Genomic DNA, 24875 nt, shown 5'->3' on the forward strand with positions numbered 1-24875 from the left:
ATTTTTTAAGTCACTAAGACAATACGTATGGACAAATTTACAAAATACATTTTAGGAATTCTGTTCCTTTATTTTCTGAACATCGTTCCGGGCTGGTCACAGCAGGTTTATTCTGTTCAGATTAAAGAGGACATTGGACCTAATTCTTGGCGAACCTTAAAAAAGGCTATCCAAGAAGCTAAAAGCACAAAAGCCGATTATTTACTCATTGAACTAAATACGTTTGGTGGTGCTCTGAACTTCGCGGATTCCATGCGCTCTAGTCTTTTGAACGACAATACCTTTAAATCTATTGTGTATGTTCATAACAATGCAGCCTCTGCGGGTGCATTAATCTCATTAGCAGCGGATTATATTTACATGCATGCAGGTGCTAGTATAGGCGCTGCCTCCGTAGTCAATCAAAGTGGAGAGGTGTTGCCTGAAAAATACCAATCCTATATGCGTGGATTGATGCGTGCAACTGCTGAAGCACGTGGTCGAGATCCAAAAATGGCTGAAGCCTTTGTAGATCCTAGTATTTCCATTCCAGAGCTTAAAGAGGATGGTAAATTACTGACCTTGACAACTGCTGAAGCGGTCAAGGTTGGTCTAGCAAAGAAAGAAGTAAAAAGTGATGTGGATATCTATTCTGACCTGCAATTTTCAAAACCCACTGTTACACAACATCAGGTTTCATGGGTGGATCACCTGATCGCATTTCTTATTAATCCACTGGTAAGTGGCTTATTGATTATCGGAATTATTGGCGGTATCTATTTTGAAATGCAATCTCCAGGGATTGGATTTGCACTGCTTGTTGCACTGGTTTGTGGTGCATTATTCTTTGCCCCACTATATTTACAAGGCTTAGCAGATAATTGGGAAATTGCCATCTTTATCTTAGGTGTTATATTGATAGCATTAGAAATATTTGTGATACCTGGCTTTGGTGTCGCAGGAATAGCAGGTATTATTTTAATGCTTTGTGGATTGGCATTCTCGATGGTTGCCAACGATTATTTTGATTTTAAACTTACTCAACCTGGATTATTGATGAATTCATTTATTATTGTGGTCGGTGCAATGGTTTTAGCCATTGTATTGATGGTTATCTTTGGCAAGAACATGTTAGAATCTAGGGCATTCAAGCGATTGGTGTTGGAGGATGAACAACGATCGGATAGCGGCTATACCTCTTCTGTTACTAAAACCAATATGATTAATAAGGTTGGAATAGCGAAAACCGTATTAAGACCTGCTGGAAAAATAGAAATTGACAATGTATGGTATGATGCCGTGGCATTAGACGGTTTTATAGATGCCGGTGAGGAAATTTACGTGGAGAAACATGAAAATTACAACCTCTTTGTTCGTAAGATCTCCGAGCGTAATGCTTAACGCATTTTAAAAGAAAAGAAATAGGCTCTAGTTTGATTACTAGAGCCTATTTTTATTGCTATCATGTTCTTTTTGTTAGAACTTCAGACCGATGGTCATAACCGCATTAAAGCGTTTGTTTTTAACATCTGTACCAGGAGCTTCTGATTTCCATAGCGGTGCTAAGCTGTAGGTCTGGTGATAATATTCTGTAGCTTGATATTGCATGGCTGTCACATCAATATACATGGCATTAGGAAAGATATAGCCTAATCCTATAGTACCGATGGAATTTCCTTTATCGGTATCCTTAAATGCTGAACCACGATAGTTATATCCTGCTCGAGCGGTTAAACGATCAGTTACCACCACTTCTGTTCCTACACGGAAGTTAAATGCACCTTTATATGTTGCCTTCAATTCATCATTAATTTCTACATCCGAACCGATCATCGCATCAGCTGATTCATCCACATATTGGATGGAATTATAACCCACATATTCTACATCTGCGGAAAGAAGTCCTCTACCAAAGAATTTGGTTAAACCGAAGGCAGTTTTCCAAGGAGAGATAATGGAATAATCACGTGATCCTCCATCAGGTTTTGAATAGTATGGATTATACAAATCAGAAGTTGTTGTTTCATTATCGTAGTAATGCACTTCTGTATCCAAGTAATCGTCGAATTTGATGGTGGTCCAAGTAGGGGAGGTAAAAGTTAAACCAATATTCCAATCCCAAGTGGGTTTTATAATCATACCAAAATTGAAATTAGCACCATAGCCCGTTGATTCACTCATAATGCGGTCACTAATGGAGTAATTAATGTCGGTGTATTTATTTTGAATGGTACCTGGTTTAGTAAATGCAGAATTTGGATTGTCTGGTGCAATTTCATCAGCACGTTTGGTCCATCCACGCTCATACACGTTTGATTCATAGGTGTTTTTATAGGCTAATAGACCCACGCCACCTCCGATATAGAATTTATGACTGTAATTGGCACCAATGGAAAAATTGGTTAGGTATTTATAACCACCTGCAATCAAGTCTATTTGTTGACCCTTTGGATCTGCTTCCAAAACAGTAGGGAAGTAGCCGTCTTCAGGATTTGCAAATTGCTCTACCAAATATGAGTTTTTGAAATCTGCTGCAAAACCAGAAGCAGAATGCATGACATCCGTCATGTATTGTACTAAGGTATTTTGATTGTTAATTCCTGAGTAGGTAACTTTATCTGAATAATTGTTCTGACGATTAACACTTACACCAATGTTTAGGTTTTGCCAACCATAATTTTGATCGTAAGCAGTAGGGAAATACAACACTAAACCTGCATTATCTATTCCAAATTTGGCGTAATTAGTTGACTTATTATTACCAAAGAAATTGGTTGTATTGTTATTGTTAAGCACATTGAGGGAAACAGAAACATCCGATTGTCCAAAGAATCCTAAACCTGCTGGATTCCCGGATACCGAACTAATGTCTCCACCTAGGGCTGTATTGACACCACCCATAGCACGAAAGCGTGCTGTTCCATTTAACTCATCTAAGGAAAGAATTTTGGCATCGTCATAAATAGATTGCGCCATGGCAACTTGTTGTACGGAAAGAGCTAAAAGAAAGGATAATGGGAGTATGCTTTTTTTCATAAAATGAATGATTGAATTTGGGGAAAAGAATATAGCCAATATAAATCTATATTGGCTATATGTATTTTAGTTGTAAATTAACGTCTGCTGCCACTTCTTGAAGAAGAGCCACCACCGCTACGGCTGCTGCTGCTTCCTGCACCTGAAGATGATGAAGAAGAGCTACCTCTGCTGAAGCTTCCACTGCTGCTACGTTCTGAACTACCTGATGAACGGGTTGGTGGTTCATAAGAACGAGAAGGTGTACTAGAACGTGTCGGTTGTGTTTGACGCGAAGGAACAGATTGACGAACCGGAGTTTGTGATCTGCCACTAGGCGAACGATCTATTGTACCTCTAGAAGAAGATGGTGCTGTTCTACCAGTATTGCTGCTAGGACGGGTGGTAGTACCACGGTTGATACCTTCAGATCTGTTTGAAGAAGATCCTGAACGGATACCTTCAGAACGAGAGCCTGATGATCCACGAGTTACACCTTCAGAACGTGAAGATGATCCTGAACGGATACCTTCTGATCTAGAAGTCGAACCACGAGAACCAGAGATTCCATCTCTACTTCTGCTTACAGTACCACGACTATCAGTTCTTGAACCATTGCTAATTCTTGCACTACGATCAGATGCTGCACGACCTGTTTGGATTCTTCCAGAACGGTCACGAGTAATTGCTGATGAACGGCTTCCGTTAGAGTTTCCATAGATACGTTGGCTACGATCTGTCGGTGTGCGGTAAACACGACCACCATTATTTCTTACGTTATAGCTTGGATTACCCCAGTGGCTGTAATAGGATGTTCCACCCCAGTAGCCTCCGCCGTAATATCCGCCATATCCATAACCATAGTAAGGATATCCACCCCAACCATAGCCATAATTAGGGTATCCCCAACCATAACCGTAGTAAGGTAAGCCCCAGAAAGCTGAACCGTACCAAGGAGAACCCCATCCCATACCGAATGACCATCCCCAATGACTATTCCAGCCTAAACCGAAACCACTATAACCATACCATGGATCAAACCAAGGGTCATAATAGCCCATACCAGGAGCATTATAATAAAATCTATTGATACGATTAGCATATTCTAACTCTTCATATTGCCCTTCAGCATACGATTCATCGGAATACTCATCCTCGTAATAAGCCGATTCGGATGGAGAACTTGCTACTTCCTCATCGGAGTAGTAGTAATCCGGGCTCTGATACACGGTACGCGTATCGCGGTTATTATACACATCGTCGCGGTACACTGTTCGTTGGCTAGTCGAACAGGAGCTTAGAAAAGCGACAAATGCTAATGCTAACCCACCCAATAATATCTTGTTGTTATTCATGATGCTAAAACAGTTAATGTTCGATAATACAGTCTTTATTTAGTATCTTAGACGCAATTTTTACAGCGGGGTTTAATCCGGTATTCAAAATTACGAAATATTTTTATTTTTGTGAGATTACAGCCTTAGGGTGCTTAGAACCGCGTTTTTATTATCGTAATTAATATTTAGTTTATAGAATGAGTAAAGGAATTACCAGCCGAAGCGAAGATTATTCGCAGTGGTACAATGATCTGGTTATCAAAGCCGATCTAGCAGAATATTCTGCAGTAAGGGGTTGTATGGTGATTAAGCCATACGGATATGCTATCTGGGAGCGTATGCAAGCGATCTTGGATAAGCGTTTTAAAGAAACAGGACACTCCAATGCCTATTTTCCCTTATTTATCCCCAAATCATTCTTTTCAAAAGAAGCTTCTCACGTAGAAGGATTTGCTACAGAATGTGCTGTAGTAACGCATTACCGTTTGAAAAATGACGGGAATGGCAAGATCGTCGTGGATGAAGAAGCTAAACTCGAAGAAGAATTAATCGTTCGTCCAACCTCTGAAACCATTATCTGGAATACCTATAAAGGCTGGATTGAGTCATACCGTGATTTACCGATTTTGGTAAACCAATGGGCAAATGTGGTGCGTTGGGAAATGCGTACGCGTCTTTTCTTACGTACTGCAGAATTCTTATGGCAAGAGGGACACACCGCACATGCTACCCAAGAGGAAGCAATAGCTGAGGCAGCACAAATGTTGGATGTATATGCCGAATTTGCTGAAGGAACACTTGCTGTTCCAGTTGTTCGTGGTCGTAAGACAGAGAATGAACGTTTTGCAGGTGCGCTAGATACCCTATGTATTGAAGCCTTAATGCAAGATGGAAAGGCATTACAAGCTGGTACTTCACATTTCTTAGGTCAGAACTTTGCCAAAGCATTTGATGTGAAGTTTACTTCCAAAGAAGGAAAGCTAGATTACGTTTGGGCTACTTCATGGGGAGTTTCTACCCGTTTGATGGGTGCCTTGATTATGGCGCATTCGGATGACCAAGGATTGGTATTGCCTCCAAAATTGGCTCCCATTCAAGTTGTGATTGTTCCAATCTATAAAACAGATGAAGAGAAGGCAAATATTGATGCTTTCGTTGATCAATTAAATAGCGAATTAAAGCAGCAGAACATCTCGGTGAAATACGATGACCGCGATACACAACGCCCTGGATTTAAGTTTGCAGAATGGGAACTGAAAGGTGTGCCATTGCGCGTAGCAGTAGGTGCTCGTGATATGCAAAACGGAACAGTGGAATTAGCACGCCGTGATACACAAACCAAAGAAACGGTAGAACAAGCTGGTTTAGCTGCTCGTATTTGTACTTTATTGGATGAAATCCAAGAAAATATTTACACGAAAGCGCTTAATTTCCGTGATGAACACATCACCGAAGTAAATTCTTATGATGAGTTTAAGCAGGTATTAGAAGAAAAAGGTGGCTTTATTTCTTGTCACTGGGATGGAACTGTTGAAACAGAGAAACGTGTGAAAGAAGAGACTAAGGCAACTATTCGTTGTATTCCTTTGGATGCAAAAGAAGAAGAGGGCGTTTGTATTTTCACGGGTAAACCTTCCAATAAACGCGTGTTATTTGCTAAGGCATATTAATCAAGCATAATACATGAAAAAAATACTCATTTTAGGTTGTGGATGGGTAGGCGAGGAGTTCGCTCATTTACAACTTAAAAACAATTGGCAAGTCTGGGCAACCAGGACCAATGAGGAAAAATACCATCGCCTAAAAGCCGATGGTATTTTTGCCTATATCCATGACTTTGATCAGGATACGGATTTAAATGAGGTTGACTTACCCACATTTGATGCTGTATTGTGTTCCATTCCAGCTACACAAAAGAATTCTTTAGTTCAATTGGAAGCTCGGTTTAATCGAGTGAAAGCTTATTTGGAGAAAGTAAATTATACCAAACTGATCTTTTTAAGTTCCATTGGTATTTTTCCTGATGAGGACGGAGTCTTTGATGAGGATTTTAATGATGCTGCACGAATGAGCCCTAAGTTGAAATTAGCAGAAGATATAATGGGTCTTTTACCAAATTCCTACATCTTTAGATTGGCTGGGTTATTTGGAAAGCAGCGTATTTTTGCCAAGTATTTCCAAGGTCGTATTTGTACGACGGGTGATCAACCTGCTAATTTTGTTCATTTAGATGATGTTTGTCAATTACTGAGCCTATCCATGGAACAGGATCTACCAGAGTCTGTTTATCATGTAGTCACTCCAGAGCATCCATTAAAAAAGGATGTTATATTGGCTTCTGCAAAGAAATATCAACTAGAATTACCTGCCGCATTTGATCCTCAGGATTCATTTCTAAAAGTAGTTAATGGTGATCGCTTACCTCGAATTTTTAATTATCGATTTAAATATCCTTCTCCATTGGAATTTTAATAACTTAGTCGGAATTAATAAAAAATAATATGAATTATAAGTTTGCAACCAAAGCCATTCATGCGGGTCAAGAAGCTGACCCGACCACTGGAGCGGTGATGACTCCAATATACCAAACATCGACTTACCAACAGAAAGCACCAGGTGATCACAAAGGATACGAATATTCTCGTGGTACCAATCCGACAAGAAAAGCTTTAGAAGATTGTCTTGCAGCATTAGAAAATGCGCAATATGGCTTAGCTTTTTCGTCGGGAATGGCTGCTACTGACTGTGTCCTTCGCTTATTGAAGCCGGGTGATGAAGTGGTAACAGGTGATGATTTATACGGTGGTTCTTATCGTATTTTCACCAAGGTTTATGAACCCCTAGGCATTGTATTCAAGTTTGTTAATACTTCGGATTTGGAAGCTGTTCGTTCGGCTATTAGCGAAAAAACCAAATTAATTTGGATAGAAACTCCTACAAACCCAACTTTAAAAATTGGCGATATTGAAGGTATTGGTAAAATTGCTAAAGAGCATAACATCCGCTATGCGGTAGATAATACTTTTGCTTCACCTTATTTGCAAAATCCAATGGATTTAGGTGCAGATATCGTGATGCATTCAGTGACTAAATATTTGGGTGGACACTCGGATGTGGTAATGGGGGCTTTAGTGATGAACGATGAGGAACTGTACAAACAATTGTGGTTTTACTACAATGCTTGTGGTGGAACGCCAGGACCTCAAGATGCTTTCCTTGTATTGCGTGGAATCAAGACTTTGCATTTAAGAATGCGTGCGCACTGTGAGAATGGTCGTCAGGTAGCTGAATACCTTAAAAGTCACCCTAAAGTAGAGAAGATCTATTGGCCAGGTTTTACAGATCACCCAGGACATGAGTTGGCGAAAAAGCAAATGAAGGACTTTGGAGGCATGGTGTCTATCGTGGTAAAAGGTGCTGACTTAAAAGAAACTTTCCGTATTGCATCGAACTTTAAAGTATTTACTTTGGCGGAATCTTTGGGTGGTGTGGAATCTTTAATCAATCATCCGGCGACTATGACACACGGTTCTATTCCAAAGGAAATCCGTGAAAAAGTAGGAGTAGTGGATAATCTATTGCGCCTATCGGTAGGGGTAGAAGATGCTGAAGATTTAATCACCGATTTAGAACAAGCCTTAGCCTATTAATTTATTGTAATATTATTTTTAATACCTATAAGACTTTTGTACATTTGTGCAGCTATTATTAGGATTTATCAAATATGGAAAATACAACAGTAGAAAGACCAGCAAAACATACGGATAACAACGCTAACCGTACAGAATATTATGTTACATTAACTATTGCAATCGTAATCGGTTTAGTAGGTGTATTTATTCGCTTTGTACCAGATGTAATACCTGCCCTTGATCAATTGGGTTCTGTATTCTCTTGGATCGCTAATATCGCTATCATTATCGCTTCTTTTATCGCATTCAAAGTAGTATTTGCGATCTTAGGTTTCGGTAAGAAATAAACAGAAATATTCGATATTAAAATATAAAGAAAAGCATCAGGACGTATTCCTGATGCTTTTTTGTTTACTGTTATTTTACAACAGGATATAAAAATAAACGGCTGCATAGATTTTATGCAGCCGTTTATTTGATAGGAGTATTTCTTTACGCTTATGCGCTTGGAATCTTGATTAGTTTAAGATTGACCAAGTAGCATAAGGAATTCTAGATAAAGCAAGGATCAAACCTAAGATGTAAAAAATCAATACGGTTTTGTTTGCTTGTTTAGAATCAGCAATCTTTTTAGATTTCGAATAACCGATAGTGATCAATACGATAGATAGGATCATTGCGATTGGGTGTTCTACGGTATATAAACGAGAAACACTGTCACCCATTGTTTCACCAGATAGGTTAGCAAAACCACGGTTTGAAGTGAAGTACAGAATTAAGCCGACTACCAATTGCAAGTGTGCACTGATTAAACCAATTAAGGCAATCTTACGGTTGTACGGTTTGTTTCCTGCGAAGTTAATTAAGGTAATCACAATAGCGATTACTAGGGCTAGAAGCAATACAATTGCTAGGGTTGAATGTAGATGTAGCATACCTTTGAGCATAGTTTCGTTAAATTTCAATCACAAATATACTATTTTGAAAGCCTTTTATCGCCTAATTCTTTAAACTCTGATTTTGCTTTGAAATTAGGGAAGGTTTTTTCCATAGAAAGGGTGTAACCAATATCAAAATGAAGGCGGATATCCGCTAGGATACCGTCAAAATTCCAGTTGTCATCTAGCTCATCGGTTACTGCATGATAACGACCTGCCAATGCTTGGCTGCGTTTGTTAATAACTGTTGTGTCAGTCTCTAAGTAATCACCTCCGCTTCCCATATAAAGACCTGGTACACCTTTTTTAACAAAGTTAAAATGATCTGAACGATAGAAACCACCTGAGGTAGGACTACCTTCTGGTTTTAACTCACGTCCGAATTTCTGTGCCGACTTAGCAGCATAATCTTCTAATTCCGTTTGTCCAGTTCCTGTTACACGAATGCCATTCATGGCACCTACTGGATTGAAAGAATCCATATTAATATTAGCAACAGTTTTGTTTAACGGATATATTGGATGCTCTGCATAATATTGCGATCCTAATAGACCTTCTTCTTCAGCCGTAACAGCCATAAATACGATTGTTCTCTCTGGTTTTATTTTGGCAGCTTGGAATGCTTTGGCTATTTCAAATAAGGCTGCAACACCGGAGGCATTGTCTATAGCACCATTGAAAATAGAATCTCCATTGCTCACCTCGCCAATTCCTAAGTGATCCCAATGCGCTGTGTAAATGATCGTTTCATCAGGACGCTTTGAGCCTTTGATCGTTGCAAGGACATTATTGGACTTGGATTCTCTGAAATTGTTTTTCAAGGCTACTTTCGTGCTGATATTCATTGGTACAGCCTTAAAACCTGGTTTCTTAGCATCTTCCATAACTTTTGGGTCAATACCACCAGCTTTAAACAGCTTCTGTGCAGTTTCTGAGGTTACCCAGCCTTGAAAAGCGACTTGATCAGCCCCTTTATTCTCTGGAACCAATGACAATTGAGGGCCTGACCAACCACCACGCACAACATTCCAACCATAACTAGCAGCAGCTGTTTCATGAATGATTAGAACACCTGCAGCGCCTTGTCTGGAAGCTTCCTCGAATTTATAGGTCCAACGACCGTAATAAGTCATGGTATCCGCTTTGAATAAGTTCTTATCGTATCGGCCAGGGTCAGATACCATCACGACTACTGTTTTCCCTTTCACATCTAATCCTTCGTAATCATTCCAATTGTACTCTGGAGCAACAATACCAAAACCCGCAAATACCAATTCGGTATTTTCGATGTTAATATCACTCGCCATACGTGGAGTACCGATCACATAATCATCCAAGGACTGAACGGTAACATCAGCATTCTTGCCTTTAAAGGTCATTTTAGGGTCAACTGGCTTGGCGTCAATCTGCACCATAGGAACTTCTTGAAAGTAAGAGTCTCCGTTGCCAGGAGCTAAACCTAATGCTTTAAATTGCTCTTCAATATACGATACGGTTAAAGTATCGCCTTTTGTAAAAGGTTTCCTTCCTTGAAACTCATCTGATGCTAATTTGGAAATATAGCCTTTATATCCTTCTTCGGTGATTGCAGCAATTGCACCCGAATCAAGACCCGAGGCATCATAATTACCACCAGTACTTCCCGATTTACAAGAAGCAAATGATAGCAGGGCAAATGCCCCGATAAAATAACTTGTTTTCATCATATGTTTAGTTAATTGTTGATTATATGCTAACTCGCTTTTACATCACCTTCCACAGGAATAACCTCCGCAATGGGGTGAAATAAATAGATTCTATTGCTGGATACCTCCAGACATTTATACCGCTTGCGTAATTTCTCTTGCTTTTGAAATAATCGGCCATTAGGCATTTTAAAATAAGAAAGATCAGCTAAGGTATCTATGGTAATTAAACCCTTATCCTGCGTATCATACTTCTTTAAGGTTCTATATAATTGCAAATCTGTACAGCTGGATGCAGCAGGGTTATTCATGTACTGAATTAATGCCAAACAAATATCATGAGGGAAGATCTCTAATCGGATAAATCCATCCATTAGGGCCTTAAAACTCTTTTTCCATTCCAGACCATGTGGCTTAACTTTATTCTTATATAAGTCCCAAGTCTTTAAATGAGCAAACTCATGAACCGTAGTGATTAAGAAAGAATAAGGATTGAGATCATGATTGATGGTGATCTGATGCGGTTCATTTTTAAAAGGCGATCGGTAATCACCCAGTTTAGAACTTCTGGATCGAGTTACTTTAAAGCGGCATTTGGTATCATTAATCCATTCGGAAATGATAGGTGCGGCTTCTGCTGGCATATACTTGCTTAACTGTTTGCTAAAATCTGGCATGCTATACAAACATATCAGTTTAAGTGCAGAAATAAGAATATTAACAAGTAGAATTTTCCCAGTCGATGGGGAATTAACTATATTTGAAGTACAGAGAATTAGGTTCTTTTTAACTAGGCAAAAGCGTACATGTTAAGTAAATTACTGATTAAGAATTATGCATTAATTGATGCATTGGATATCACTTTCGACAAAAAACTCAATATAATAACCGGTGAAACGGGAGCAGGTAAATCCATTATAATGGGTGCTCTAGGCTTAATTTTGGGAAATCGCGCCGAAAGTAAACACTTCTTCGATGAATCCAGTAAATGTATTATTGAAGGTTATTTTGATATTCAAGCCTATGAATTGCAGGACCTTTTTCAGCAACTTGACTTAGACTATGAAAATACTTCCATCATCCGACGTGAACTTCATGCGGATGGTAAATCCAGAGCCTTTGTCAATGATACGCCAGTTACCTTGCAAACTCTCAAGTTGCTTGGGGAGAAGTTAATTGATATTCACTCGCAACATGCTACCCTGCAAATAAATACCGAATCCTTCCAACTTTTAGTATTGGATACCGTAGCCCAGCATCAGGAATTATTGTTCGATTACAAAAAGGAATATCAAAACTATAAGAAAGCTTTAACAGCATTAAAGAATCTGGAAGAGGATATTGCTAAGTCGAGTGCAGAGTTTGATTACCACCAATTTGTATTCAATGAATTGGAACAAGCTAATCTGCAATCTGGTGAGCAAGAGCAAATGGAAGCTGAGCAAACTCAATTAGAAAATGCTGAGGAAATCAAACGCCAATTCCATACCGCTAGCCAAGTATTGGGTGAAGAAGAGGTCAATATTATTGATAATTTAAAAACAGCAGCCACAGCAATTCAACAAGGTGCTAAATATTTACCTACTGCTGAACCTTTAAATGATCGAATTCAGAGTGTACTTATTGAACTGAAAGATATTCATGCCGAGGTGGAACAATTGGCTGATTCGGTAAGCATGGATGAAGAAAGACTTTCTATCATTCAAGAAAGACTTTCCCAGCTATATGACCTGCAGAAGAAACATCGCTTGGACTCAGTAGCATCCCTAATTCAGCTTAAGGATGAATTGGAGGCTAAATTAGTTGACTCAAGTACACAAGAGGAAAAACTGGAAGAACTTAAAAAGAATATTGCCAAGTTATTTGATAATCTTCAAGCTAAAGCCGATAAACTATCGAAGAATCGAGCTAAGGCTACCCAGATTCTGGAGAAAGAAGTGACAGCTGTTTTAGCGAGGGTAGGAATGCCTCATGCACAATTAAAGGTTGACTTAAAGAAACTAGCTGATTTTAAATCTACAGGACAAGATGAAGTTGCTTTCTTGTTCTCCGCCAATAAAGGCCAGTCCCTTCAGCCTATTCATAAAGTAGCCTCAGGTGGAGAGCTTTCTCGTGTAATGCTAGCCATCAAGTCTTTGGTTGCAAAGACCTCAGCTTTACCAACCATTATTTTTGATGAAATCGATACAGGTATTTCTGGAGAGGTCGCTTTACGCGTAGGGGAGTTGATGGAAGAGCTTGCTGAAAATATGCAAGTAATAAGCATTACCCATTTACCGCAGATAGCCTCTCAGGGAAATAGTCACTTTAAGGTGTATAAGGAAGATAAAGGGGCTAAAACTAAATCAAACATCGTCTTGATGGATGAACAAGAACGTATCTTAGAAATAGCGCAAATGCTCAGTGGAGCTAAGCCTGAAGAGACAGCCATTCAGCATGCTAAAGAAATGTTGAAATAAGCTGTACTAAAAAATAAGAAAGGGGCGGTAATATTACCGCCCCTTTATATTAATCGATTTTTATATTGTTAGTTTCCAGGTGTAGCATCGGTTAATACTACTTTAATTAACATTTTCTCTGGTTTTACTGGAGCACCTGACCCACGATATTCCGCATATACAGCTACTGAACCAATACCATAGTTTGCAGTAAAATGATAGTCCCCAATAGAACCAGGTATTATTTCGTAAAAGTCTGGATTTCTAGCAAATAATGCTGCTACACTTACTTCACCATCTTCGAAGTATTGTTTATCCAAATCAGGAACATCAATGACAGCTTCAAAAGTTGGACGCTTAGCATCGGTAATTGCTTGCCATTGCGAAGATTCCACTGTGTAAACATAGCTATAGCCATTAGTATAATTGATGGTTTCCTTGGTGCATGAACTGAAACTTACTAAAGATGCAGTTCCTATTGCGAGAGCTAATAAAAGTTTTTTCATATGAGAGTGTTTTATAGTGTTTCTTAATTGTTTCTTACAGGTTATGACAATGTTAAAACAAAATAGTTTAACCCATATTGCAAAAAGTTTGCCATAAAAAAGGGCGGATGTACAACATCCGCCCTATAATTTTATAAAATTTGACTCTTTAAACTTAATCTTTCTTCTTGTTATCCTTTGATTCAGAAGCTAATGAAGAATCATCTTTCTCATCTTTTGCTCTAGAAGTTACCACAATTTCTTGCTTCTCTTCATTGTAATCAACCACGATGGTGTCTCCGGTTTTCATAACACCTTTTAAGATTTCTTCTGCAATAGGATCCTCCAAGTATTTCTGAATTGCTCGTTTCAATGGACGGGCACCAAAGTTACTGTCATAACCTTTTTCAGCAATGTAATTCTTCGCTTTTTCAGTTAAGTCAATAGGGTGACCTAATCCTTCGATACGTGCGAATAAAGCTTTCAATTCAATATCAATGATTTTGAAGATATGATCTTTATTCAACGAGTTGAAGACAATAACATCATCGATTCGGTTTAAGAATTCCGGTGCAAATGCACGTTTCAATGCTGTTTCAATAACACCTCTTGAATGCGTATCTGCTTGGCTTTCTTTTGCCGCAGTTGTAAATCCAACACCTTGACCAAACTCCTTCAACTGGCGTGCACCAATATTGGAAGTCATAATGATGATGGTGTTACGGAAGTCAACCTTACGACCTAAGCTATCTGTCAATTGTCCCTCATCCAATACTTGTAATAACAAGTTGAATACATCAGGGTGAGCTTTCTCAATCTCATCCAATAACACGACAGCATAAGGCTTACGACGAACTTTCTCCGTCAACTGTCCACCTTCTTCATAACCAACATATCCTGGAGGCGCTCCAACTAAGCGAGATACAGCGAATTTCTCCATGTACTCACTCATGTCGATCTGAATTAAGGCATCCTCTGAATCAAACATAAATCTTGCTAATTCCTTAGCTAATTCTGTTTTACCCACACCTGTTGGTCCTAAGAATATAAAGGAACCGATTGGCTTCTTAGGATCTTTTAATCCAGCACGCGTACGTTGAATAGCTTTAACCAGTTTCTGAACAGCATCATCCTGACCAATAATACGGCCTTTCATGGATTCGCCCATGTTCAATAACTTCTGACTATCGGTTTGGCTAACACGTTGAACTGGAATACCAGTCATCATCGATACAACCTCTGCTACGTTGTCTTCCGTTACGGTATAACGCTTGGTTTTTGTCTCTGCTTCCCAAGCCGCTTTTTCTTTCTCTAATTCTTCAATTAGTTTTTTCTCCGTATCACGTAACTTAGCTGCTTCTTCGTATTTCTGCGAACGAACAACTTTGTTTTTTTCCAGCTTCACATCTTCAATCTTATCTTCGATATCAATGATGCTCTGCGGAACATGGATATTGTTCAAGTGAACACGTGATCCAGACTCATCTAAAGCATCAATAGCTTTATCTGGTAAGAACCTATCCGTGATATAACGTGTAGTCAAGGACACACAGGCTTCAATAGCCTCTGGCGTATAAGTTACATTGTGGTGCTCCTCATATTTATCCTTGATGCGGTTTAAGATCTCAATCGTATCATCGTAAGTAGTTGGCTCAACCGTTACTTTTTGGAAACGACGATCCAATGCGCCATCTTTCTCAATGTACTGACGGTATTCATCTAAAGTAGTGGCACCGATACATTGGATTTCTCCACGTGCTAAAGCAGGTTTAAACATATTGGATGCATCCAAAGAACCTGAAGCACCACCAGCACCAACGATGGTGTGGATCTCGTCAATAAACAAGATAACATCCGGTGATTTCTCCAATTCATTCATCACTGCTTTCATACGCTCTTCAAACTGACCACGGTACTTCGTTCCAGCAACTAGTGATGCTAGATCTAAGGTTACCACGCGCTTGTTGAATAACACACGAGATACTTTACGTTGAATGATACGCAATGCTAAACCTTCCGCGATTGCTGATTTCCCAACTCCTGGCTCACCAATCAAAATCGGATTGTTTTTCTTTCTTCTAGAAAGAATTTGTGACACACGCTCTATCTCTTTCTCACGACCTACGATTGGATCCAATTTACCTTCCTCTGCAGCTTTAGTCAAGTCACGACCAAAGTTATCCAATACCGGAGTTTTTGATTTGATATCCGATACTTTTTTCGGAGTAGTAAATTGTGATTCTTCCTCGTTATAGTCCTCATCGCCACCTGAAGGTGTATTTGAAGCCTCGTCTGTGATGTTGGTAGCACTTTGCTCTACCTCTGTTTTAAATACGTTGTAAGTCACATTGAACTGCGATAAAATCTGCGAGGCAATATTATCCTCATCACGTAGGATGGCTAATAATAAATGCTCCGTTCCGATAATATCACTTTTAAATATTTTAGCTTCCAAATAGGTAATCTTCAATACCTTTTCTGCCTGTTTGGTCAGCGGCATATTGCTAATTGATGTGCGAGAAACAGAAGGCCCCATTACGGCCTCCTCTATGGCTTGCCGAACAGCTGCCATGTCTACGCCGATATTCTTCAATATCTTGATCGCCACTCCGTCGCCTTCACGTATCAACCCTAATAATAAGTGTTCTGTACCTATGTATTCGTGTCGTAAGCGAAGAGCTTCTTCCCGTGAGTAGGAGATCACATCTTTGACCCGGGGTGAAAATTTTGCTTCCATTAAATTCCTTTCTCTGTTAAATCGGGTGATAATTCTATAAATGTACTAAAAATACAGTTTACACCCATTTGTTACCGATTAATATTTATCAACAATTAGACCATTACCCTAAAACTATCAATTTGTCAGTAATTCCATTATCTTTGTGAAAAAAGTTTCATCATCCTTATGTCAGACGAGAAAATTATCTTTTCAATGGCCGGTGTCAACAAGATACACCCGCCTTCAAAACAAGTACTCAAAAATATATATCTTTCTTTCTTCTATGGAGCTAAAATAGGGGTCATTGGTTTAAATGGTTCCGGTAAATCTTCTCTTTTAAAGATCATAGCGGGAATCGATAAATCGTATCAGGGTGAAGTCGTTTTCTCTCCAGGCTATTCTGTAGGTTATTTAGCACAGGAACCCGAATTAGATCCTACAAAGACCGTAAAAGAAATCGTTGAAGAAGGTGTAGCGGAAACTACTGCTGTCCTTAAAGAATACGAAGAAATAAATGAGAAATTTGGTCTGCCAGAGGTTTATGAAAATGCCGATGAAATGGATAAATTGTTGGCAAGACAAGGTGAACTTCAGGATATTATTGATGCTACAAATGCTTGGGAATTAGATAGCAAATTAGAACGTGCGATGGATGCTTTACGTTGTCCAGAACCGGATGCTTTAATTGCCAATTTGTCAGGGGGTGAACGTAGAAGGGTGGCTTTATGTCGTTTATTATTACAAGAACCTGACGTTCTATTGCTCGATGAGCCAACCAACCACTTGGATGCGGAGTCCATTGACTGGTTAGAACAACACTTACAACAATACAAAGGAACGGTAATCGCCGTAACTCACGACCGTTACTTCCTTGATAATGTTGCTGGATGGATCTTAGAACTTGACCGTGGTGAAGGGATTCCTTGGAAAGGAAATTACTCGTCCTGGTTAGATCAAAAAGCCAAACGTCTAGCACAAGAAGAAAAACAAGAAACAAAACGTCAAAAAACATTAGAGCGTGAATTGGAATGGGTAAAAATGGCGCCTAAAGCTCGTCATGCCAAATCAAAAGCGCGTTTACATAATTATGAAAAATTAGCCTCTGAGGAAACCAAAGAGCGCGAAGAAAAGTTAGAGCTTTTCATACCTCCAGGTCCTCGCTTGGGTAATGTCGTTATTGAAGCCAATAACGTTTCTAAAGCATACGGCGATCGTATCTTATTTGAAAACCTAAGCTTCACCTTACCTCCTGCAGGTATCGTGGGTATTATTGGTCCAAATGGTGCGGGTAAAACCACCTTATTCCGTTTAATTACGGGTCAAGAACAACCGGATACTGGTACCTTCCGAGTAGGAGAGACCGTGGTACTGGGGTATGTCGATCAAATGCACGATGACTTAGATCCTAATAAATCGGTTTGGGAAAATATTACCGATGGCAATGAGAATATCACTTTAGGTAATCGTCCTGTAAACTCCAGAGCTTATGTCTCTAAGTTTAACTTCAATGGAGCTGATCAACAAAAGAAAATATCTGTGTTATCAGGTGGTGAGCGAAATCGCGTCCATCTAGCAATTACCTTGAAAAAGGGTTCTAACGTATTGCTTCTGGATGAGCCAACCAACGATATCGACGTTAATACACTTCGTGCATTGGAGGAAGGATTAGAGAACTTTGGTGGATGTGCGGTGATTATATCCCACGACCGTTGGTTCTTAAACCGTATTTGTACACACATTTTAGCATTTGAAGGTGACTCTCAAGTTTACTTTTTCGAAGGAAACTACACCGAGTACGAAGAGAACCGTAAAAAACGCTTAGGGGATGTAGGTCCGAAGAGAATTAAATACAAAAAATTGGTTAAATAATTTCAGGCCTGTGGAAACCGCCAAACTACTCGAAGCAATCATTGAAAATGCCATAGATGGCATTATTACCATTGATAAACAAGGAATAGTAGAAAGCATTAACCCCGCTGCATTAGAGCTTTTCGGCTATGCTGCGGATGAGGTTATTGGAAACAATATTTCCATGCTGATGCCTGAACCTGATAGGTCCAATCATGACCGTTATATCTCCAATTACGAAGAAACTGGTCAAAAGCGAATTATAGGTATTGGTCGTGAAGTAAGAGGACTTCGTAAAGATGGCTCAACTTTTCCATTCCGACTGGCGGTAAGTGAAGTATTCTATAAAGACCGTAAGATTTTTACAGGCTTTGTACATGACCTTTCCAAAGAAAAGCAAGCCGAAATTGAACTGAAGAAACATACTCAGGAATTAGAACTTAAAGTTCGTGAAAGAACGAAAGATCTGATCAAACTGGTGTCGGAACTGGAAAAGGCAAAAGCAGATGTCAGTGTATCCTTGGAAAAAGAAAAGGAACTCAATCAACTGAAATCGCGGTTTGTTTCCATGGCTTCTCACGAGTTCAGAACACCATTGAGTTCGGTGCAGCTTTCCGCTTCATTGATCGATAAATATGTCGAGAAATCGGAATACGGACCTATTGAAAAACATACCAACAGGATTAAAAGTTCCGTACAGCTATTAAATACCATCCTCAATGATTTCCTTAATCTGGAGAAACTGGAGGCTGGTGTGGTATTGGTCAATAAATCCGATGTAAATATTGTTCAATTGGGAGAAGAAATCGCCGAAGAAATGCAAATGATCTGCAAGAAAAATCAGCACATCATCTACCAGCATACCGGTGAGATATCGTCTTTCCATATTGATCCTAACCTATTAAAAAACAGCATAATTAACCTAGTCTCCAATGCTATTAAATATTCCGGGGAGGATACATTTATAGAATTTAATACTGAAATTGGGGACAATAGCCTTTTGGTAACCGTTAAAGATAATGGGATTGGTATTCCTCAAGAAGATCAAATCAATTTGTTTGAACCATTCTTCCGTGCCAATAACACTGGAAATATTCCTGGTACTGGTTTGGGATTAAACATCGTCAAACGCTATGTGGAACTGATGGGAGGTAAGATGGAATATTGGTCTGAGGTGAACCAAGGTGCTATTTTTAAAATGAATTTTATCCAATAACAATGGAAAAAAGAAAAATACTCATCATTGAAGATAACCTGGATATCCGGGAAAGTACAGCTGAAATCCTGGAACTAACCGGTGAATATACCGTTATGGTGGCACCAGAAGGTAAGACGGGTGTTGACCTTGCCTTGAAATTCCGCCCCGATATGATCCTTTGTGATATCATGATGCCGGAATTGGATGGCTATGGTGTGCTTTATATGCTGAGCAAAAATGAAGCTACACAAGATATTCCCTTCATCTTTTTGACCGCCAAAACAGAAAAAGCAGATATTCGTAAGGCCATGGAAATGGGGGCTGATGATTACCTCACAAAACCTTTTGATGACTTGGAATTGCTAAATGCTATTGAGAGCAGGTTTAAAAAACGGGCACAAATCCAAGCAAAGGCTGTCCCTTCGCCTGAGAATTTTAGACTTGATGAACAAGAACAAGCATACCTTTTACAAGATTTAGCGGATCATGGTCGAGTAAAGTCTATTAAAAAGAAACAAACCATCTATGAAGCTGGCGATACCCCGGTATATGTTTACTACATCAAAAAAGGTAAGGTTAGATCTTTCTTGAATTATAAAGATGGTCGTGAATTATCCACCAATATCTATGTAGAAGATCAATTTTTTGGTTTAGAATCCATTCTTCTGAATGATAAATACGGCGATAATACCTCTACTTTAGAAGATGCAGAAATCGCTTTAATTCATAAGGATAATTTCTTCGAATTGCTGTATAAAAAACCAGCTATCGCAGCTAAATTAATAAAGGTCCTTTCTCAAAATATTAAGGAAAAGGAAGAGCAAATGTTAGGTTTTGCTTACGACTCTGTTCGCAAGCGGGTGGCTAATGCTTTGGTGAATGTAGCAGAGAAATCTGGTACTGCATCCGATGAAGTTACCATCAAGATTTCCCGTGATGACCTAGCAGCATTAGCGGGAACAGCAAATGAAACCATCAGCCGAATGTTGGCCGATTTTAAGGACGAAAAGTTACTGACCAAAGAAGGTAATGCCATTAAAATATTTTCCATTACTCGATTGAAAAATATTAAACAGTAATCGAATTTTTTGATTAGATTACAATAATAATTAGCAAGCCAATCCGACTATTTACGGATTGGCTTGTGTTTTTTAAAGCGATTTAGCAAACTCTAAATCCTTCAATTTGATGAAATTCCAATCCTTTATTCCATCATTAATAGCACGAATCGGGCATCTGCTTTTTCAGTAAATAGATCATAAATCCTATTTTAATCTTCGTTAAGGCAGTTTAGAATGGTGATTAATATCACTTTCTATGCTGACACACTTCACTCCTTCATCCTTGCAATAAGTCTACCTTTGAATTGTTTATCTATTTAACTTAAGGATGAGAGTGATTGCATATAACATTTTAGGCCCAGAAAAGGAGTCCTTGGCAAAAGCCAATGCCAAGGTTCATGATCTGACCTTGGTGACGAATGAGTTGAATTTTAGTACGGTTCACTACGCGATGGGGAAAGAAGCAATTATTATTTCTGATAGAGATATTTTAGATCGAGTGATGTTGTATGAATTATTCAAAATTGGAGTAAAAAATATCCTCACTCGCTCTGCAGCAACAAACCATATAGACCTAGATTATGCCGGCGAATTAAAAATGCACGTCGCCAATGTTCCCTTCGAAACTTCCTATGAAGATATTGCTAAAAGAACAATACACAACCTGACCCAATGGATGGTAGGTGGTTGTGCTGGCGATGCATGTCAATGTAAAATGGATTGTAATAATAAGATGAAATTCGGATAATATGGATGCTGAAAAATTTAATGCCCTAATCAATAAATATAATGTGGCAGCCCCACGTTATACTTCATACCCTACTGTCCCTTTTTGGGAAAACGATAATTTTAAGGAGCAGGATTGGAAAATTCGTGTTGAAGAAAATTTTAAGCAATCCAAAAACAATGGAATAAGTATTTATGTCCATTTACCCTATTGCGAAAGCTTATGTACTTACTGTGGCTGCAATACCCGAATCACCAAAAATCACCAAGTAGAAGATCCTTACATCACTTCCCTTCTAAAAGAATGGGAGATGTATAAAAACATCTTGGGAAATGAAAATCTAAAAATTGCGGAAATCCATCTTGGTGGTGGAACCCCAACATTCTTTCAAGCTGAAAACCTGAAAAGACTTATTGATGGCTTACTTGATGGAAACGATAAAACAGCAGATGCTTCTTTTTCCTTTGAAGCTCACCCTGCCAATACCACATACGATCACCTAAAAACACTTTATGACTTGGGTTTTAAACGCCTAAGTTTGGGTATTCAAGACTTTGATGAAAAGGTACAATTCATTATCAACCGTCATCAAACTGTAGAAGATGTAGCTCGAGTGATGGATGATGCTCGAAATATAGGCTATGAATCCATTAATTTCGATCTTATTTATGGTCTTCCTCTTCAAACTGCTGAGTCGGTTCGTATGACCATTGAACATTCTTTAATCTTAAATCCTGATCGTATATCCTTTTACAGCTATGCTCATGTGCCATGGATCAAACCTGGCCAACGTCGTTTTACCGAACATGATTTGCCAGTTGGAGAAGAAAAGCTAAATTTATATAAACTTGGCAAACTGATGATACAAGAAGCTGGCTTCAAGGATGTCGGAATGGACCATTTCGCAAAACCTGATGATGCCTTGTACATTGCATCTACCGATGGAACATTGCACCGTAACTTTATGGGTTATGCTGACCGTTACACCCCATTGCTTATCGGATTAGGCGTTTCGTCTATTTCTGATGCTTGGACTGCTTTTGCGCAGAACGTGAAAACCGTAGAAGAATACCATAAACTAATCAATGAAGGTAAACTTCCTGTAGTTAAAGGGCACCTTTTAAATGATGAGGATGTTCTGGTTAGACAATATATCTTGGATATGATGTGCCGTGGTAAAGTTGTCCTTCAGGAAAATGCAGAAGTTAACCGAGGTATCTTGGATAGATTGATCCCACTTATGGAAGATGATTTGGTTATCCATGACGGAAAAACAATACAAATTACGGAAGTTGGAAAATCCTTCTTAAGAAACGTTTGTATGGCATTTGATGTTCGTTTGCAAAGAACAAAAGAACGCGAAAACTTATTTAGTCAAGCAATTTAATAGCGATAGCGTAGGTATATAATGGCAGAGAATTCTGGTTTAAAGCTTAGTACGATTTGTTATCACTGCGGTGATCAGGTGGAAGGTTCTGCCTATATCCTTGATGAGCATCAATTTTGTTGCTTAGGATGTCAAACAGTCTACCAAATCTTGAATGAGAATAACCTTGCTAGTTATTATAAGTACAATACCTTCCCAGGAAAATCTCAAAAGAAACAAAAAGAAGATTTATCTTATTTGGACGAACCTAATATTGTCGCTAAATTGGTGGATTACCAAGATGATGAAATTGCCATCATCACGTTCTATGTGCCAGCTATTCATTGTAGCTCCTGTATTTGGCTCCTAGAGAATCTTTATAAACTCAACCCTGGCGTGAAATCATCGCAGGTTGATTTTATGAAAAAACAAGCCAGTATTACGTTCAATAAACAAGAAGTTTCCCTCAAGGAATTAGTTTCTTTACTGCATAATATCGGTTATGACCCGAAAATTACCCTTCAAGATGTGGTCAAAGAAGGTAAGAAGTTTAATCAAAATAAACTGATTGCCAAAATCACTGTGGCAGGTTTCTGCTTCGGAAACTCCATGATGATTTCTTTTCCAGAGTACTTTGGAATGGCTGATTTTGAGAAACAATACGCCAATTTCTTTGGTTATATGAACCTCGCTTTTGGTTTACCTGTCCTGTTATACAGTGCTTCGGATTATTTTAAATCCGCTTGGATTAGTTTGAAACAAAAGCGACTGAATCTAGACGTGCCTTTAGCACTAGGTATCTTTGTGTTGTTCTTTCGTTCCGCCTTTGAAATCATCAGTCAGACCGGGGCAGGATTTATGGATACACTATGTAGTTTGGTATTCTTTATCCTAATCGGAAAATGGGTTCAACAACGCACCTATTACCATATATCTTTTGAAAGAGATTACCGTTCTTATTTCCCAGTAGCAGTTACCGTCTTGGAAGAGGAAATGGATAAGCCAACTCAGATTGCCGATCTAAAAGTTGGTGATAGAATATTGGTTCGCAATAATGAAATTATCCCAGCAGATGCCATCTTACTGAAAGGTCATGCTTCAGTTGATTTTTCTTTTGTGACTGGCGAAAGTAAACCGGTAGAAAAGGTGTTGGGTGAAGTGGTGTATGCAGGTGGTCGCCAAATGGGGGAGGCCATTGAATTGGAAGTCGTGAAAGCAGTGTCACAAAGTTACTTGACCAAACTTTGGAATAACGATAGTTTCAAGGATTACGAGAAGAAATTCGACACTTTTATTGGGTACATCAGTAAGTATTTTACCATAGGGCTATTGCTGGTTGCCTTTACAGCTTGTGCTTATTGGCTGTTAGGAGGAAATGCCGATAAAGCTTGGTCTGCTTTTACTGCGGTACTGATTATTGCCTGTCCTTGTGCATTGGCATTAAGTTCCCCTTTCACACTATCAGCAGCACTCAGTATCTTCGATAAAAACAAACTCTACATCAAGAATACCTCAGCAATCGAACAAATGGCAGCCATTGATACCGTTATCTTTGATAAAACCGGTACCATCTCATCGCCAAATGTTTCCAGTATGTATTTTGAAGGTTCGCTTTCATCCATGGACAAAAGCCTATTGCTGTCCTTGTGTAGAAATTCCAACCACCCGCTCAGCAGGGAAATTATCAAATGGATTGGCGATGCACAGCATTTGACTTTAGAAGATTATCAAGAGCAAGTGGGGAAAGGACAGTCCGCAAAATACCAGGATTATACCATTAAGATAGGTTCGGCAAGTTTCGTGGAAACTGCAAAGGTCGATTTAGAAGGTTCGGTTGTTTATGTGAAAGTAAATGATGCGGTGAAAGGCTATTTTACCTTAGAACAATCTTGGCGTCCCGGATTAGCCGATGTCATTAACTCCTTAAAGTCGAAAACCTACGATTTACATCTTATTTCCGGAGATAATGAACGCCGGGCAGATGCCTTAAAAGTAATTTTCCCGCAAGGGTCTAAATTATTGTTTAATCAAACGCCTTCCGATAAATTGAATAAAATTGCTCAGTGGCAGGAGAAAGGAAAACATGTCTGCATGCTAGGGGATGGTTTGAATGATGCTGGGGCTTTACGAAAGGCGGATTTGGGAATTGCTGTTTCCGATGATATCAATAATTTCTCTCCAGGATGTGATGCTATTCTTGATGGTGATGCCTTCGACAAATTGCCGAAATTCTTTAACTTTAGTAAGGATGCCGTGAAGGTTATTAAAATGAGCTTCATGATTTCCCTCATGTACAATGCTATAGGATTGAGCTTTGCCGTGCAAGGAACCATGTCGCCTCTTTTTGCCGCTATATTAATGCCTATCAGCACCGTAACGATAATATCTTTCACCAGTCTGATGACCCGTTGGTATGCAAAACGTAGAAATTTAATTTAACTTTGTAG

Annotated in this window: 19 protein-coding genes; 12 read left to right on the plus strand and 7 right to left on the minus strand. The window is 39.0% G+C overall.

Annotated elements, in window-relative coordinates:
* Positions 1–27: 27 nt before the first annotated feature.
* Entirely contained in the window at positions 28–1380 is a 1353-nt protein-coding gene (locus ACP6L2_RS11960; protein ID WP_440509540.1) for an NfeD family protein, read from the plus strand.
* 75 nt (positions 1381–1455) lie between these two features.
* On the opposite strand, the gene ACP6L2_RS11965 is transcribed toward ACP6L2_RS11960, so the two are convergent.
* Both ACP6L2_RS11965 and ACP6L2_RS11970 read right to left on the minus strand, forming a co-directional pair.
* Positions 1456–3015 carry an OmpP1/FadL family transporter gene (locus ACP6L2_RS11965; RefSeq protein ID WP_440509542.1) on the minus strand — a complete coding sequence of 520 codons (1560 nt, stop codon included), beginning with the start codon at positions 3013–3015 and terminating at the stop codon, positions 1456–1458.
* Between the two features lie 77 nt (positions 3016–3092).
* Positions 3093–4349, minus strand: coding sequence for a hypothetical protein (locus tag ACP6L2_RS11970; protein ID WP_440509544.1), 1257 nt, complete (start codon positions 4347–4349; stop codon positions 3093–3095).
* A 179-nt stretch (positions 4350–4528) separates the two neighbouring features.
* Here ACP6L2_RS11970 and proS point away from each other — a divergent pair, with 179 nt between their 5' ends.
* The 4 genes from proS (at position 4529) to ACP6L2_RS11990 (ending at position 8310) form a co-directional block, all read left to right on the plus strand.
* Entirely contained in the window at positions 4529–6001 is a 1473-nt protein-coding gene (gene proS / locus ACP6L2_RS11975; protein WP_440509546.1) for a proline--tRNA ligase, read from the plus strand.
* Between the two features lie 13 nt (positions 6002–6014).
* Positions 6015–6803 (plus strand): NAD-binding protein, encoded by a 789-nt coding sequence (locus ACP6L2_RS11980; RefSeq protein WP_440509548.1) that lies wholly within the window; start codon positions 6015–6017, stop codon positions 6801–6803.
* A 29-nt stretch (positions 6804–6832) separates the two neighbouring features.
* Positions 6833–7981 carry a cystathionine gamma-synthase gene (locus ACP6L2_RS11985; RefSeq protein WP_440509550.1) on the plus strand — a complete coding sequence of 383 codons (1149 nt, stop codon included), beginning with the start codon at positions 6833–6835 and terminating at the stop codon, positions 7979–7981.
* 74 nt (positions 7982–8055) lie between these two features.
* Positions 8056–8310 carry a hypothetical protein gene (locus tag ACP6L2_RS11990; RefSeq protein WP_344675901.1) on the plus strand — a complete coding sequence of 85 codons (255 nt, stop codon included), beginning with the start codon at positions 8056–8058 and terminating at the stop codon, positions 8308–8310.
* Positions 8311–8481: 171 nt separating this feature from the next.
* Here the strand turns inward: ACP6L2_RS11990 and ACP6L2_RS11995 are convergent, their stop codons facing one another.
* Genes ACP6L2_RS11995 through ACP6L2_RS12005 form a run of 3 tightly spaced genes read right to left on the minus strand, consistent with a single transcriptional unit; the run spans position 8482 to position 11263 of the window.
* Positions 8482–8898: a hypothetical protein gene (locus tag ACP6L2_RS11995; RefSeq protein WP_344675900.1), complete on the minus strand. Its 417-nt coding sequence runs from the start codon at positions 8896–8898 to the stop codon at positions 8482–8484.
* 41 nt (positions 8899–8939) lie between these two features.
* Positions 8940–10607, minus strand: coding sequence for a M28 family metallopeptidase (locus ACP6L2_RS12000; RefSeq protein WP_440509552.1), 1668 nt, complete (start codon positions 10605–10607; stop codon positions 8940–8942).
* Between the two features lie 26 nt (positions 10608–10633).
* Entirely contained in the window at positions 10634–11263 is a 630-nt protein-coding gene (locus ACP6L2_RS12005; protein WP_440509554.1) for a sprT domain-containing protein, read from the minus strand.
* A gap of 129 nt (positions 11264–11392) precedes the next feature.
* Between ACP6L2_RS12005 and recN the strand changes: the two genes are divergently transcribed.
* Positions 11393–13045, plus strand: a complete 1653-nt coding sequence (gene recN / locus ACP6L2_RS12010; protein WP_440509556.1) for a DNA repair protein RecN — start codon at positions 11393–11395, stop codon at positions 13043–13045.
* A 68-nt stretch (positions 13046–13113) separates the two neighbouring features.
* On the opposite strand, the gene ACP6L2_RS12015 is transcribed toward recN, so the two are convergent.
* Both ACP6L2_RS12015 and ACP6L2_RS12020 read right to left on the minus strand, forming a co-directional pair.
* Positions 13114–13530 (minus strand): hypothetical protein, encoded by a 417-nt coding sequence (locus ACP6L2_RS12015; protein WP_440509558.1) that lies wholly within the window; start codon positions 13528–13530, stop codon positions 13114–13116.
* A gap of 154 nt (positions 13531–13684) precedes the next feature.
* Positions 13685–16246: an ATP-dependent Clp protease ATP-binding subunit gene (locus ACP6L2_RS12020; RefSeq protein WP_440509560.1), complete on the minus strand. Its 2562-nt coding sequence runs from the start codon at positions 16244–16246 to the stop codon at positions 13685–13687.
* Between the two features lie 168 nt (positions 16247–16414).
* On the opposite strand from ACP6L2_RS12020, the gene ettA reads away from it, so the two are divergent.
* The 6 genes from ettA (at position 16415) to ACP6L2_RS12050 (ending at position 24867) form a co-directional block, all read left to right on the plus strand.
* Complete coding sequence (gene ettA / locus ACP6L2_RS12025) at positions 16415–18097, plus strand: energy-dependent translational throttle protein EttA (RefSeq protein WP_344675894.1); 1683 nt, start codon at positions 16415–16417, stop codon at positions 18095–18097.
* Positions 18098–18107: 10 nt separating this feature from the next.
* Positions 18108–19292, plus strand: coding sequence for a PAS domain-containing sensor histidine kinase (locus tag ACP6L2_RS12030; protein ID WP_440509562.1), 1185 nt, complete (start codon positions 18108–18110; stop codon positions 19290–19292).
* Positions 19293–19294: 2 nt separating this feature from the next.
* Positions 19295–20353, plus strand: a complete 1059-nt coding sequence (locus ACP6L2_RS12035) for a response regulator (protein ID WP_440509564.1) — start codon at positions 19295–19297, stop codon at positions 20351–20353.
* Between the two features lie 310 nt (positions 20354–20663).
* The gene (locus tag ACP6L2_RS12040; RefSeq protein ID WP_440509566.1) at positions 20664–21083 is read left to right on the plus strand and encodes a lactate dehydrogenase; all 420 of its coding nucleotides are present in this window, start codon (positions 20664–20666) and stop codon (positions 21081–21083) included.
* 1 nt (position 21084) lies between these two features.
* Complete coding sequence (gene hemN, locus ACP6L2_RS12045) at positions 21085–22449, plus strand: oxygen-independent coproporphyrinogen III oxidase (protein WP_440509567.1); 1365 nt, start codon at positions 21085–21087, stop codon at positions 22447–22449.
* A gap of 21 nt (positions 22450–22470) precedes the next feature.
* Complete coding sequence (locus ACP6L2_RS12050; RefSeq protein WP_440509569.1) at positions 22471–24867, plus strand: heavy metal translocating P-type ATPase; 2397 nt, start codon at positions 22471–22473, stop codon at positions 24865–24867.
* The last annotated feature ends 8 nt before the right edge of the window (positions 24868–24875 follow it).

Origin of the sequence: Sphingobacterium lactis, from assembly GCF_051951495.1 — a bacterium.
GTDB classification, from domain to species: Bacteria; Bacteroidota; Bacteroidia; order Sphingobacteriales; family Sphingobacteriaceae; genus Sphingobacterium; species Sphingobacterium lactis_A.

What these genes read in the sequence shown, in the direction of transcription:
- ACP6L2_RS12000 (WP_440509552.1), bottom strand. Translation starts at nt 10,607, where the DNA reads ATGATGAAAACAAGTTATTTTATCGGGGCATTTGCCCTGCTATCATTT.
- ACP6L2_RS12015 (WP_440509558.1), bottom strand. Translation starts at nt 13,530, where the DNA reads ATGAAAAAACTTTTATTAGCTCTCGCAATAGGAACTGCATCTTTAGTA.
- ACP6L2_RS12040 (WP_440509566.1), top strand. Translation starts at nt 20,664, where the DNA reads ATGAGAGTGATTGCATATAACATTTTAGGCCCAGAAAAGGAGTCCTTG.
- ACP6L2_RS11965 (WP_440509542.1), bottom strand. Translation starts at nt 3,015, where the DNA reads ATGAAAAAAAGCATACTCCCATTATCCTTTCTTTTAGCTCTTTCCGTA.
- ACP6L2_RS12020 (WP_440509560.1), bottom strand. Translation starts at nt 16,246, where the DNA reads ATGGAAGCAAAATTTTCACCCCGGGTCAAAGATGTGATCTCCTACTCA.
- recN (WP_440509556.1), top strand. Translation starts at nt 11,393, where the DNA reads ATGTTAAGTAAATTACTGATTAAGAATTATGCATTAATTGATGCATTG.
- hemN (WP_440509567.1), top strand. Translation starts at nt 21,085, where the DNA reads ATGGATGCTGAAAAATTTAATGCCCTAATCAATAAATATAATGTGGCA.
- ACP6L2_RS11990 (WP_344675901.1), top strand. Translation starts at nt 8,056, where the DNA reads ATGGAAAATACAACAGTAGAAAGACCAGCAAAACATACGGATAACAAC.
- ACP6L2_RS12035 (WP_440509564.1), top strand. Translation starts at nt 19,295, where the DNA reads ATGGAAAAAAGAAAAATACTCATCATTGAAGATAACCTGGATATCCGG.
- ettA (WP_344675894.1), top strand. Translation starts at nt 16,415, where the DNA reads ATGTCAGACGAGAAAATTATCTTTTCAATGGCCGGTGTCAACAAGATA.
- ACP6L2_RS11995 (WP_344675900.1), bottom strand. Translation starts at nt 8,898, where the DNA reads ATGCTACATCTACATTCAACCCTAGCAATTGTATTGCTTCTAGCCCTA.
- ACP6L2_RS11980 (WP_440509548.1), top strand. Translation starts at nt 6,015, where the DNA reads ATGAAAAAAATACTCATTTTAGGTTGTGGATGGGTAGGCGAGGAGTTC.
- proS (WP_440509546.1), top strand. Translation starts at nt 4,529, where the DNA reads ATGAGTAAAGGAATTACCAGCCGAAGCGAAGATTATTCGCAGTGGTAC.
- ACP6L2_RS12005 (WP_440509554.1), bottom strand. Translation starts at nt 11,263, where the DNA reads ATGCCAGATTTTAGCAAACAGTTAAGCAAGTATATGCCAGCAGAAGCC.
- ACP6L2_RS11985 (WP_440509550.1), top strand. Translation starts at nt 6,833, where the DNA reads ATGAATTATAAGTTTGCAACCAAAGCCATTCATGCGGGTCAAGAAGCT.
- ACP6L2_RS11970 (WP_440509544.1), bottom strand. Translation starts at nt 4,349, where the DNA reads ATGAATAACAACAAGATATTATTGGGTGGGTTAGCATTAGCATTTGTC.
- ACP6L2_RS12050 (WP_440509569.1), top strand. Translation starts at nt 22,471, where the DNA reads ATGGCAGAGAATTCTGGTTTAAAGCTTAGTACGATTTGTTATCACTGC.
- ACP6L2_RS11960 (WP_440509540.1), top strand. Translation starts at nt 28, where the DNA reads ATGGACAAATTTACAAAATACATTTTAGGAATTCTGTTCCTTTATTTT.